Raw genomic sequence first — 13,242 nt, forward strand, 5'->3', positions numbered from 1 at the left:
AATTCATAGTATATCACCAAATATTAATTCAATGAAGTTATTTTGTAAAATGTAGTTATTAAATTTATCTATTATAAGTTTAGACAATATTACTTCCTCATATTAAAAAAACAAGTTCATAGCAATATTTACCTCAACTTGTAAAAATTATAATAATCGGGAAAAACAACTATAAGTAATGAAAGGATGCTACTGCTTAGTGATTGAACTTGATGAAGACAAGAACTTAAAAATAGGCTCAAGGCTTGAAATCGATTTTAAAAAAGGATATTATGTTTATATAGGTTCAGCCATGAATAACCTGGAATCAAGAGTGAAAAGACACCTGTCCAGCAAAAAGAAGCTCCATTGGCACATAGATTACCTGTTGAAGTATTCACAAATCACAGAAGTGATATATAATTTGGACAAAAAAGTGGAATGCAATTTGTCAAGAGAACTGATGATGAATAACGAATATGTTCAGGACTTCGGTTGTAGCGATTGTGGATGCGAAAGTCACTTATATTACTTTAAAAATAAAAAAGAGGCTATTGAGAAAGTAATTAAAGCTTACAACTCAATAGACTGTGAATTCAGAATTGGTATTTCTGATTTTTCTTGAATTTATATGAGTATTCAAATGAATTCAATGCCATTTCACGCAAAGCATCCATATCGCATGATACTTTGCCTGCCCATTCATTTTCCAAAGATTCAATTTCAGAAAGAATTTCCAGACCTTTTTGTGTTAAAACAACATCATAAGGCAAATCATCGACTTCAATAATTTCAGCCAATTCCATACGTTCAAGTTTCTTATATTTTTTCAGATATAATTTCAAATGCAAATCAAAATGCCTGTCATCACTTATTTTAGCATATTGCCTTACCCTGACCTTTCTGTGATGAGACTTTGAATGCTTTACAATGTTTTTGATTAATCTGATTTGGCTTTCATGCAAATGAATGCTCAGATTATCACGGACATAGCAGCTTTTTGATTCAGCAATTATATCTACTAACTTTGAAGCATCTTCCATTTCTGAAATCGCTTTTACATGTGGATGAGGCATGACAATCACTTCATCTGACCGAATAATCCTCTCATAATACCTTTTGTAACCTCACGTGCCATAGTATTTGCTGCAGTGGTTGCCGCTTTTTCAATAGCTTTCTGCTGAGCGGTCTTTTTGGTTTTCTTGCCTGCAGCCTGACCTCCACCTAAAATTGTTCCTAAATCAAAACCGCCTAAAGACAAGGATTCAGGTTGGCTTTCAGGAGCTTGCTGAGCTTGTGGAACTTCAGCTTGAGGCTCTTGGGCTTGTGGCGGTGCAGGAGGCACTTCGCTTTCAATGTTAGCATTCTGATTGATTTTATTTGCAAGGATTTCATAAGCGGACTCATTGTCAACAGCTTCAAGATATTTATCCTTAAATTCAGATAAATTAATCAGATCAGTCCTCATAGCATCATCAATAGGTCCGATATATGACTGTGGAGCTACAATGTTAACCTGCTGGACAATTCCCGGAACACCCTGTTCGTCCAAAACAGAAACCAATGCTTCACCAATACCAAGATTGGAAATGACATCAGCAGTGTCAAAGTCAGGATTTGCACGGAATGTTTCAGCAGCCACTTTAACCGCCTTTTGGTCTTTTGGAGTGTAAGCCCTTAGGGCATGCTGAATTCTGTTACCCAATTGGCCCAGAATTTCATCAGGAATATCTGCAGGAGACTGTGAAATGAAATATAATCCAACGCCTTTTGAACGGATCAGACGTGTAATCTGTTCGATTTTTTTCAGGAATTCTGCTCCCATACCGTCAAATATCAGATGAGCTTCATCAAAGAAGAATACAAATTTAGGTTTATCTGCGTCTCCCACTTCAGGCAACTGTTCATATAATGATGAAAGCATCCAAAGCAGGAATGATGAATATATTTCAGGAGACAGTGATAATTTTTGAGCGTCCAAAATGTTGATTACTCCACATCCTGATTCATCGACCTTTATAAAGTCATTTAACTCAAGTGCAGGTTCGCCGAAGAAATCGTTTCCGCCCTGGTCTTCCAAGGTGATGAGATTTCTCAATATGGTATTGGCGGATTTTGCCGCAATTGCACCATATTTAGGTTCATAGACATCCTTGTTTTCAACGACATGATTGATCATTGATTTCAAGTCCTTAATGTCTATGATAAGTAAAGATTCCTCATCTGCAACCCTGAATACAATGTTTAAAACTCCGCTTTGCGCTTCAGTAAGGTTCAATATTTTGGAAAGCAATACCGGACCCATTTCGGATAAGGTTACGCGAACTGGTAAACCTTTTTCACCGAAGAGATCCCAGAACTCAACAGGATAAGACTTGAGCTTAAAGGAATCGATTCCTTCAACTCTTTTAGCGACATTATCATTCATTTCACCAATCTTTGCAAGACCTGAAATATCTCCTTTCATGTCTGCCAGAAATACAGGTACTCCCATATCACTGAATGATTCTGCAAGTGTTTTGAGTGTTATTGTTTTACCGGTTCCTGTTGCTCCTGCAATCAAACCGTGCCTATTTGCCATTTTCGGTAGTAAATAAACATCACCACCAATTAAAACTTTATCTTCTACAAACATTTTTCTAACCATTTTCAATTTTTTTAATTAAATAAGAAGTTTTACGTACAATACTCCTGCGATTAAAAGCTATTGAAATTCTTTTAATAGCATCCAAGTTTTTAACAAAATTATCCAGCCATGAGAATATGTCGCCGGGATAAACCTGAATCTGATATTTTCTGAATAACTTATTTGAGATATCCATAGGGTCTTTGCCTTTAAGACGTTCATGGATAATGACTTCTGATATTCCAAGCTGCAGGCATCTGCAGAATGGCCTGTCCTGGCAGTTGCATTTCATGAAGTCACTTTGAAGACGTATCATTGCATCCTGGAATTTGGAATCCAGCTTGTCCAAAGCTTCTCCGGAAGATATGATATCCAAAGTGGACTCTGCAAACAATCTGGTTGAAAACTTAACCTTTAGTGCATTTGATATCTGATTGTGGACAACTGGGGACAAATATGCATTTTCAAACAGTTCCAAATCCAATGCCATAGCTATTATCTTTACTTTCAGCTTGTCATATTCCTGCTTATTTTTATACATTGGAGAAAGCCTGACATACTCAGTCAGATAATCCCAGTCATCCAAAGCGGTTCTTATAAACTCGGCATCGTCCAGAGTTAGAAATGAAACTGAAGTTGCCCTTCCATATTTAGTTATCTTAAAGTCATCACTTATTAATCCTAATGCTTTCATTTCATCTGTTGCTATTTGCAGACTGACTGGAACATCAATATTTCTGTAAAATTCGACAAGTTCATCAAAGCTTTTTATTGAAGTTGAGGAAATGTCTGCCAGAATCTGTTCATAAGAGCTTTCCTCATCATATTCAATGAATACATCCTCACTATTGCTTTCAAGCAATTCCAAGGCTTTGGCCTCTTCAGATTCTCCCTGAAAGTCGTTGTTAACTTCAGGAAGCAGATATACAATTCCACGGTCATGATAGCTTGGTCTTCCTGCACGGCCGAGCATCTGTGAAAATTCATTGGGATTAATCCATTTATTACCCATAATCAGCGAATCGAATATTACCTGTGATGCCGGAAAATCAACACCTGCAGCCAAAGCGGCTGTCGTTACAACAACAGATAATCTGGCCTTATCAAAATCCTTTTCAATCTTTTCCTTTTTATAATATGAAAGACCCGCATGATAAGCGGCCGCATTGATATGCTTTTCCTGTAAGAAATTAGCGATTTTATGGGTTTTGCGCCTTGAGTTAGTAAATATGATAGTCTGTCCACGATAACCTTTTCTGGATTTGCTGTTGAATTCCTTTTTCACCAATTTGGCCATTAAATGGCGTTTGGACGATTCGTTTCGCATGTAAACAAGATGCCTTTCCAAAGGAACTGGACGGTCAGGATATTCAACCAGTTTCATGTTGAATTCCTTAGCTAAAAACTGAGGATTTTTTACAGTCGCTGACAAACCGATGATTTGGGTTTTAGGATATAAATGTTTAATACGTTTAATTAATCCATTGAGTCGGGTTCCACGGTCCTCATCATCAATCATATGGATTTCATCAATTAAAACCACACCCAAATTACTTAAAGCATTTGAATTCCCATTCCTTAAAAGAAAATCAATTCCCTCATAGGTTGCAACAACAATGTCAGCCCCAGACACGTCACTGTCAGGTAATTTCAACTCACCTTTTGCCTTAACACGGTTACGCCCGACTTTAATGGCTACATTTAAGCCCAGTTTCTTATATTTTTTCTTAAAATCACGATATTTCTGATTTGCAAGAGCAACCAGAGGAGTTAGGAAAATGAATTTTTTGCCTTCAAGAGCCTGTGTGATACCTGCAAGTTCACCGACCAGAGTTTTTCCACTTCCGGTAGCACTTACAACAAGCAGATCCTCTCCCTTAAGCAGTCCTTCATGGATAGCCAGATACTGAACAGGCAGAAGCTTGTCATTACCGTTTTTGATTAGAATATCTCTGAACTCATGGTTAATCTTTAAACGTTTCATTTCAGCTGAAGGAATCTTCAGTCTTGACTTGGTTGAAGTCTTATCATACAATGTAAGATTTCTATTCTTTAAAGGGTTGAAATCAGGACTTAAAACTGACAGTGTCTTTTCCAGATTTCCGCTTTTCTCCAAAGTCCTTTTAAGATTTCTGAAAATCTTTTTGTCAAATCCTCTAAGCTTTATTTCATTTTTAATTGTGTCATGAGCACAGTTTTTACAAATTAACTGATTATTGTATTTATATGAAAAATTTGAATTTATGATAGTGATATTTCCATCAAAAGCACAGAAAGAACAGACCTGAGTGTGGCGAACCTTAACATTCAGTCTTTTTAAGAAATCCTCAACATCATCATCTTTAGTGGCTAGAAAAACTGCCTGGCTTCTTAAAAGCTTATTGACTTCCTGCGGAGGCAAGAGTTTTTCTGACAGGCTGGAATTATCTTTATAGGAATAATCTGCAACGAATCTGTTTATTGCAAGCCCCTGAGCAGTCTGCTGAAATTTTATTGTACCGACGAATTCGGCTTCCCTTTTATTGTTTAAGGCTCCTTTCGGAGAACCTATAGGGAATAATTTCCACTGCTTTTTTACCTTTTTTATCACTAACATTAAAATAAAGTTTATTTTTTATATTATAAAAATACTATTAACAAAAAAAGAAGAAAGTGAAAACAATTATTCTTGAGTGAATCTTGTTTCCAAAATAATGATTAATACAAATGCTATTATTGCAACAATAACGCACGGAAGCAAACCTGCAATATCTAAAGTTACATTGGATAAAACTTCCATAGCAGGCAGTTTTAATGTACCTACCATTACACCAATGAGAAATGCCATGGTTACTTCTTCATGATTTTTAAGCAGATAATTCAGGATTTTAGAAAATCCTAAAATACCTATTACAGCTCCTACAATGAATACTATGATTTCAGTTAAATGAAGCTCGTGAAGAGCGGTTAACATGTATTCATATTGTCCGAGCAACAGCAAAAGAAATGATCCGGAAATTCCAGGCAAAATCATTGCACAAATTGCAATCAATCCTGAAATGAATATGACCGGTAGAGAATGATTTGCAGCAATAGGATTTAAGCTGACAAAGATATAAGCTAATATACTGCCTAAAATTGCAAAAGCAACATGCTTTATTTCCAATTTAGGAATCTTTTTAAGCAGCACATAAGCTGATGCTAAAATCAGACCTAAGAAAAATGCATAGGTCAGTGCTGTGTGGACGTCCATACAATAAGTCACAACTTTAGCTATTGTAAGCATTGCAATTCCAATACCCAAAATTAAAGGAATGAAAAATGCAAAATCAATTTCATCCAAAAATGCAGTCCAGAATCCTTTAAAATCCAATTTAACTAATGGTTTTATAAATTTAAAATTAATTTTACTGATTGAACCAATCAGATGTTCGTAAATTCCCGTAATTAATGCGATTGTTCCTCCACTAACTCCAGGAACAATATCTGCCGAACCCATTAATAATCCACGGATAAAAATTAAAAATGCTTCATAAAAATTAAAATTCACATTATCTCCTCAACAGTAGTTTTATTCTATCTTTATAATAACCCTTTTGATTAATATATTTTTGGTAACTTTTTGATGGAGCAAAAATTCTAATATCATACAAAATTACCTCTTGAGAGCAATATTGACCCTAAATGATATTAAAAAGCTTTAAATAGTTTTAAATCCAATATATAACTTCATCCTACTCCAAAAAAAATTATTAAATGGAATTTAAAGGGATTTTTATGAAACAAATATTTTTAATAAAAATTGAATTCAAGTTTTGCTAATAATTTTCACCAACATTAAGGAGGATTACAATGGATTACACAATATCCGTAAATATTACGGTAAATGTTAATGAAGAATCTTTAAAATCATTAACTATGTTGTGCATAACATTATTGAAAATAATAATGTTATCATAAATCCATAATCCTCTTTTAGTGGATAAATTGTTAATATTATGTTTAATGATAGGATTTTGCTAATTCCCAAAAAAATTAGTTTAGAAGTAGGTAATTACTTGAAAACTAAGTTTAACAACTATATCCACATATTTACATAAAATTTAAATAATTAAAAAAGTAATGTAATATTAAAGATATTTATCTCCTTTGAATTTAAAAAAATTCAAACTTTGAATCAGTAAAATAATCAATGTTTTTTTGGGATTGTGAAGAAACTCTTCACAATAACATTGGTTATTAAAAAAACTATTTTTTACATTAAATATTATTAAAAAATAAAATAAATGCTAAAATAATTATTTAGCATCCATTAATTCTTTTGCAAAAGGCGTTATGTTTTCATTGAGCATTTTATCTAAAAATTCACCAGTATAGGTTCCACTTTTAGATACTTCTTCAGGAGTTCCAGTAGCAATAACACGACCTCCGCCGTCTCCACCTTCAGGACCCAAATCAATAATATGATCAGCGGTTTTAATTACATCCAGGTTATGCTCAATAACGACAATGGAATTTCCCGCATCAGTCAATCTGGCCAATACATCAAGCAAACGTTTAATATCTGCAAAATGAAGTCCTGTAGTAGGTTCATCCAAAATATATAATGTATTGCCAGTACTTGTTCTGGACAATTCTTTAGCCAGTTTAATTCTTTGAGCTTCACCACCGGACAATGTGGTTGCGGGCTGACCTATTTTCATATAGCCCAATCCGACATCATCCAATGTTTTAAGTTTTTTATGGATTTTAGGAATATGTTCAAAGAATTCCAATGCCTCTTCCACAGTCATTTCCAAGACTTCATAGATATTCTTACCTTTATAGCGAACATCTAATGTTTCGTCGTTGTATCTTTTACCGCCGCAGACTTCACATGGAACATAAACATCAGCCAGGAAATGCATTTCAATTTGAACTATACCGTCACCGGAACATGCTTCACATCTTCCGCCCTTTACGTTGAAACTGAATCTGCCAGGTTTATATCCACGTGCTTTGGATTCGGGAGTATTAGCGAATAAATCCCTGATATCTGTAAATACTCCAGTATATGTTGCAGGATTTGACCTTGGTGTACGTCCAATAGGCTTTTGGTCGATAGCAATGACCTTATCAATATTTTTAAGACCTTCAATCTTATCATATTTTCCTGCAAAAGTGAATTTATGTGACAGTTCACCTTTAGTTCCCTTATAGAGAATCTCATTGATTAAACTACTTTTTCCGGAACCGCTTACACCAGTGACACATGTGAATTTACCTAAAGGAATATCAACTTCAATATCCTTCAAGTTGTTTTGTTGTGCTCCTTTGATTGTAATGAACTTGCCGTTTCCTTCACGGCGTTTTTCAGGAACATCAATTACTTCTTTTCTGGAGAGATATCTTCCTGTGATTGAATCTTCACACATCATGATTTCCTGAGGTGTTCCCTGAGCTATTACTTTTCCTCCGTGCTCTCCGGCACCGGGACCTATGTCAACAACATGGTCTGCTGACAATATTGTTTCCTCATCGTGCTCTACGACAACGACAGTATTTCCTAGATTTTTAAGTCTTTTGAGTGTTCCTATCAGCTTTACGTTATCCCTTTGGTGAAGACCGATACTTGGTTCGTCTAGAATATATAATACACCGACCAGTCCTGAACCTATTTGGGTTGCAAGCCTGATTCTTTGAGCTTCTCCACCGGATAATGTTCCTGATGACCTTTCCATTGAAAGATAGTCAAGACCTACATCAACAAGGAATTTCAGTCTTTCTCTGATTTCTTTTAGAACTTCTTTAGCGATGAACTGTTCCCTGTCTGTGAGTTCCAAATCCAGGAAAAACTGATATGAATCTTTAATGGACATTTCCACTACATCTGCAATGGATTTTCCACCGACAGTTACCGCAAGCACTTCAGGGCGCAGTCTTTTTCCGTCACATACATGACATTTTCTGTCGCTCATGAATTTTGAAAGATATTTTCTTGAATAGTTTGACTTGGTTTCAAGATATAATCTCTCCATTCTTGGAATGACACCTTCAAATTTACGGTTTACCATGTAGGACTTGTTTCTTCTTTTGAATGTGAATGCGATTTTATCCCTGCACCCATAAAGAATAGTGTCCTGATATTCATGAGGCAGTTCATTGAACGGAACATCCATACTGAAATTAAAATGATTTGAAACCGCTTCAAGCATCTGATAATAATAATTTTCCCTTTTTGCGGATGATGCCCACGGCACAATTGCCCCTTCATTTAATGTCAAGTTCTTGTTTGGAACTATTAAATCAGGATCGATTTCCATTTTGGAACCGATACCGTTACATTCAGGACATGCCCCCTGAGGAGCGTTGAAAGAAAACATACGGGGAGTCAGCTCTTCAAAGTTTATTCCACAATCGACACATGCAAAGTGTTCTGAGTATTTCTTTTCGTATTCCTCTTCACCGTCATCAAACAGGACATTAATGAGACCTTCAGCAAATTCAGCTGCAGTTTCCAGTGAATCCACCAACCTTCTTTTAAAGTCAACATCCTTTCTGATTTTTAAACGGTCAACAACAACGTCAATGCTGTGCCTGAAGGTCTTTGCAAGTTCAATATCTTCTTCAAGTTCACGGATTTCACCGTCAACCCTTACACGGACAAAACCCTTGTTTCTCAAATCTTCCAGGACATCCTTGTGCTGACCTTTTCTGTCACGAACAACTGGAGACAGTATTTGGATTTTAAGGCCTTCTCCCTCTTCGATTATACTGTCTCCAATCTGTCCGATGGTCTGATGAGACACTTCACGTCCACAGTTCGGACAGTGGGGAATACCAATTCTTGCGAATAATAATCTTAAATAATCATAAATTTCCGTAATGGTACCTACAGTTGACCTTGGGTTTTCCCTGGTTGTTTTTTGGTCAATGGAAATAGCTGGAGACAGTCCTTCAATGTACTCCATTTCCGGTTTTTTCATTTGACCCAGGAACTGTCTTGCGTAGGCAGATAAAGATTCAACATATCTACGCTGTCCTTCAGCATAAATTGTATCAAAAGCCAATGAAGACTTTCCGGAACCACTAAGTCCAGTGATAACTATGAATTCATCACGGGGAACACTGACATCAATATTTTGCAAATTATGTTCCCTAGCTCCTTTAATGATAATCTGTTTTTTAGACTCATCTGTCATAATAATCTCCTAAAAATTTAAGTAATATAATATTATTGTTCTATTCTATATAAACTATTAGAGAGAGCATTTGAACAGAAATATTTTTCAGTTTTTGTCAAATGCCTTAAGCGCATATAATTTGTTTCTAAGTTCAGCTGCACGCTCAAAGTCAAGTCTTGATGCAGCTTCCTTCATGTCACTTTCAATATCCTTAATGAGTAATCTGAGCTCATCTTTAGGCATTTTAGCGATATCTGCACCTGATGCAATTTTTTCTTCAGTTTCGGTTTTCTCTTTTAATGTACGTGTAGTTGACTTAGGAACGATGCCATGTTCCTCATTATATTTCATCTGTAGGAAACGGCGTTTTTTAGTAATTTCAGTTGCATTTCTAACTGATTGAGTCATTTCATCCACATACATTATTACCTGACCGTTGACGTTTCTTGCAGCACGTCCTATAGTCTGTATCAGTGAGGTTTCATTTCTTAAAAATCCTTCCTTGTCCGCATCCAAAATGGCCACAAGTGAAACTTCAGGCAAATCAAGACCTTCTCTTAATAAATTAACTCCAACGAGAACGTCAAATGTTCCCCTTCTTAAATCATCAACAATGTCAATTCTCTCAAGGGTATCGATTTCAGAGTGCATGTATCTTACCTTGACTCCTATTTTAGCATAATAGTCTGTCAGATCCTCTGCCATTCTTTTGGTTAAAGTTGTAACAAGTACTCTTTCATTTTTTTCGGCCCGTTTTTTAACTTCTCCAAGCAGATCTTCAACCTGGCCTTCAACAGGCCTTATTATTACTTCAGGGTCAACCAAACCTGTAGGACGGATAATCTGCTCTACGACATTTCTTGATTTTGCAAGTTCATATGGTCCCGGAGTTGCTGAAACATATATTACCTGATTGACGCTTGACTCGAACTCGTCAAACCTTAAAGGCCTGTTTTCCTTTGCGGAAGGTAATCTGAATCCGTATTCAACCAGAGTCTCCTTACGGGCACGGTCTCCATTGTACATTCCCCTGATTTGAGGAACAGTAACGTGAGATTCATCAATAATGGTTAAAAAGTCATCGGGGAAATATTTTAATAATGAGTATGGTTTTTCTCCCCATTCACGTCCTGAAAGATGCATGGAATAGTTTTCTACACCAGGACAGTATCCCATTTCCTGAAGCATTTCAATGTCAAAACGGGTTCTCTGCTCAAGTCTTTGAGCTTCAAGAAGTTTGTTCATTGCATTCAGTTCATTCAATCGCTCTTCAAGTTCATTTTTGATTTTGGAAATGGCCACATCCATCTTGTCCTGACCTACAACAAAGTGTTTTGCAGGGAAAATCATGTATCTTGGCAGGCTTTCCAGTTTTTTACCTGTTACTTTGTCAATGATGCTTATCGCATCAATCTCCTCGCCGAAAAGTTCAATTCTGACTGGTGGTGTTCCATGAACGGGATTGATTTCAATAACATCTCCTCTGACTCTGAAGTGTCCTCTGTCAAATTCAATGTCATTTCGTTCATATTGCATGAAAACTAGTTTTTTGATGATTTCAGATCTGTCATAAATGTCTCCAACAGCTATTCCAAATGCAAATTCCCCATAATCTTCAGGAGAACCGATACCATAAATACAGCTAACACTGCTTACGACAATAACATCATCTCTTGAAAGAAGTGATTGTGTTGCGGAGTGTCGCATCATATCTATCTCTTCATTGATGGATGCTTCCTTATCAATGAAGGTGTCTGTTCTTGGAACATAAGCTTCAGGCTGATAATAATCGTAATAGCTGACAAAGTACTCGACTGCATTGTCCGGGAAGAATTCCTTGAATTCCTCATATAGCTGTGCAGCCAAAGTCTTGTTATGTGAAATGACAAGGGTTGGCTTTTGAACCTTTTCAATGACATTTGCCATTGTGAAAGTCTTTCCTGAACCGGTTACACCAAGCAATGTCTGTTCACGAAGATTATCCTTAATACCTTTAGCCAATGAATTAATAGCTTTTGGCTGATCACCAAGTGGTTTATATGGTGAATTGAGTTTAAATTCTTTCATGAGTTATCTACAGTAATATTAAAGCTAATGTGAGTATATCTGGCAGAACAGCATGGAACTACCCTTTCATCCCTTACGCTTAACTTGCCGTATTTAGCTAATTTGGATTCAACTTCCCTCATAATGGCTGGAGCATTTCTTTCATCAAACACTCTTAAAGAACCTAAAAAAGTGATTTTACCCTGCATGTTCATTACAGAAATGCCATCCACTTCATATGGCTCGTTCCAATCAGAAAGTATACTGTTTGACTCGTTAATTAATTCCTGTTTGATTTTTTCTTTATCTATTGGCATTTTTATTTCCTCAATACATCAGCTATGCTTTGGGCAAGTGAAACACGGGAGGTGTCTGAAGATAGGCTGTTTGTTGAAATAATTTTGTCTGCACCTGCTGAGTAAATTCTTACAGCACCGCCGTTTACCAGTATTGGGTGAACGCAGCATACATCAACGCTTTCAGCACCATACTGTTTCAGGATTTTAATTGCGTTTACTATGGTTCCACCAGTAGCAATAATATCATCTATAATAAAAGCATTTTTGCCTTTTACTGCATCCACATTAACTGTACTTTCATCAGCGCCGTCACATCTGACATCAACAATTCTTGTTTCTACCTTATCAGGTCCTAAACGTACTTTGGATAAATAAGTGCAGTCACAGCCAATAATTTCAGCCATTTCACGGGCAAATCCATATGCACCTTTATCCGGAGCAATGATAATCGGATTATCCTTTTCCTTTTTGATATATTTCTTATTGATGTAATCTGCTATTGCAGGCATTGCAGAAACGTTTTGGGTTTTAATTGAAAAGAAGTCTAAAACACATTCTTCATGAATATTGAATGTTATGAATTCGTCAGCACCTGCTGATTCAATCAGGTTAGCGATGATTTTTGCAGATACTGCTTCACCGTCATTGAAACGTTTTTCCTGTCTTGCATATCCCATATAAGGAACTACAACACGAACGTATTTTGCACCCAAGTCTTTGACATTTGAAATTAAAAACAGTAATTCCATCAGGTTTTCATCTTGAGGATAGCCTGTGGACTGGATGATAGTTACTTCTTCATCAACTGCCTCAGTGACACGCAAATATCTTTCTCCGTCAGGAAACTTCTTACATTCAACATAACATAATTCTTCCCCTAATTCCTTTGCAACATGAGCTGCTAAATCTTGAGAAGCTGAACCACTTATAATCATAATATCACCAAAATTTATATACATGGTTTAATATGATTTTCAAACAATAAAAAGTTAAGTATAAAATTAAGTCAGGGACTGTCATTTTGTTAGGACTTTTTTTTGATTTTCTACCCATCCATTTTTTCTAGCCATAATATAATCAAATATTCCTTCAGGAGTTCTATAAATTCTTTTAGTGTGCCTATCTAATGTATTTCCAAAGTAATTTTCTA

At 36.0% G+C, this 13,242-nt stretch carries 9 protein-coding genes; 1 reads left to right on the forward strand and 8 read right to left on the reverse strand.

What is annotated here, in order from left to right; translation table 11 throughout:
- Positions 1-178 precede the first annotated feature (178 nt).
- Complete coding sequence (locus IJQ68_RS10545) at positions 179-604, forward strand: DUF123 domain-containing protein (protein ID WP_292800336.1); 426 nt, start codon at positions 179-181, stop codon at positions 602-604.
- Here IJQ68_RS10545 and IJQ68_RS10550 read toward each other — a convergent pair.
- The 8 genes from IJQ68_RS10550 to IJQ68_RS10585 all read right to left on the reverse strand — a co-directional run bounded on the left by IJQ68_RS10550 (position 576) and on the right by IJQ68_RS10585 (position 13,027).
- Positions 576-1,055 (reverse strand): hypothetical protein, encoded by a 480-nt coding sequence (locus tag IJQ68_RS10550; RefSeq protein WP_292800339.1) that lies wholly within the window; start codon positions 1,053-1,055, stop codon positions 576-578. The genes IJQ68_RS10545 and IJQ68_RS10550 overlap by 29 nt on opposite strands.
- Before the next feature lie 5 nt (positions 1,056-1,060).
- On the reverse strand, positions 1,061-2,614 hold the full coding sequence (locus IJQ68_RS10555) for a helicase HerA-like domain-containing protein (RefSeq protein WP_292800342.1): 1,554 nt from the start codon (positions 2,612-2,614) through the stop codon (positions 1,061-1,063).
- Positions 2,615-2,618: 4 nt separating this feature from the next.
- Complete coding sequence (locus IJQ68_RS10560; RefSeq protein WP_292800345.1) at positions 2,619-5,201, reverse strand: DUF5814 domain-containing protein; 2,583 nt, start codon at positions 5,199-5,201, stop codon at positions 2,619-2,621.
- A gap of 66 nt (positions 5,202-5,267) precedes the next feature.
- The gene (locus IJQ68_RS10565; RefSeq protein ID WP_292800360.1) at positions 5,268-6,083 is read right to left on the reverse strand and encodes a DUF368 domain-containing protein; all 816 of its coding nucleotides are present in this window, start codon (positions 6,081-6,083) and stop codon (positions 5,268-5,270) included.
- A gap of 799 nt (positions 6,084-6,882) precedes the next feature.
- Positions 6,883-9,765 carry an excinuclease ABC subunit UvrA gene (gene uvrA / locus IJQ68_RS10570; protein ID WP_292800348.1) on the reverse strand — a complete coding sequence of 961 codons (2,883 nt, stop codon included), beginning with the start codon at positions 9,763-9,765 and terminating at the stop codon, positions 6,883-6,885.
- Between the two features lie 87 nt (positions 9,766-9,852).
- Entirely contained in the window at positions 9,853-11,814 is a 1,962-nt protein-coding gene (uvrB, locus tag IJQ68_RS10575; protein WP_292800351.1) for an excinuclease ABC subunit UvrB, read from the reverse strand.
- The gene (locus IJQ68_RS10580; RefSeq protein ID WP_292800354.1) at positions 11,811-12,110 is read right to left on the reverse strand and encodes a hypothetical protein; all 300 of its coding nucleotides are present in this window, start codon (positions 12,108-12,110) and stop codon (positions 11,811-11,813) included. Before IJQ68_RS10580 ends, uvrB begins: the two co-directional genes overlap by 4 nt.
- A gap of 2 nt (positions 12,111-12,112) precedes the next feature.
- Positions 12,113-13,027 carry a ribose-phosphate diphosphokinase gene (locus tag IJQ68_RS10585; protein ID WP_292800357.1) on the reverse strand — a complete coding sequence of 305 codons (915 nt, stop codon included), beginning with the start codon at positions 13,025-13,027 and terminating at the stop codon, positions 12,113-12,115.
- Positions 13,028-13,242: the final 215 nt, after the last annotated feature.

The sequence above is a fragment of the Methanobrevibacter sp. genome, from assembly GCF_017447225.1.
Lineage (GTDB): Archaea > Methanobacteriota > Methanobacteria > Methanobacteriales > Methanobacteriaceae > Methanocatella.

Coding starts and splice junctions, on each gene's coding strand:
- IJQ68_RS10580 (WP_292800354.1), bottom strand. CDS start 12,110: ATGCCAATAGATAAAGAAAAAATCAAACAGGAATTAATTAACGAGTCA.
- IJQ68_RS10585 (WP_292800357.1), bottom strand. CDS start 13,027: ATGATTATAAGTGGTTCAGCTTCTCAAGATTTAGCAGCTCATGTTGCA.
- IJQ68_RS10565 (WP_292800360.1), bottom strand. CDS start 6,083: ATGGGTTCGGCAGATATTGTTCCTGGAGTTAGTGGAGGAACAATCGCA.
- IJQ68_RS10550 (WP_292800339.1), bottom strand. CDS start 1,055: ATGCCTCATCCACATGTAAAAGCGATTTCAGAAATGGAAGATGCTTCA.
- IJQ68_RS10560 (WP_292800345.1), bottom strand. CDS start 5,201: ATGTTAGTGATAAAAAAGGTAAAAAAGCAGTGGAAATTATTCCCTATA.
- IJQ68_RS10545 (WP_292800336.1), top strand. CDS start 179: ATGAAAGGATGCTACTGCTTAGTGATTGAACTTGATGAAGACAAGAAC.
- IJQ68_RS10555 (WP_292800342.1), bottom strand. CDS start 2,614: ATGTTTGTAGAAGATAAAGTTTTAATTGGTGGTGATGTTTATTTACTA.
- uvrB (WP_292800351.1), bottom strand. CDS start 11,814: ATGAAAGAATTTAAACTCAATTCACCATATAAACCACTTGGTGATCAG.
- uvrA (WP_292800348.1), bottom strand. CDS start 9,765: ATGACAGATGAGTCTAAAAAACAGATTATCATTAAAGGAGCTAGGGAA.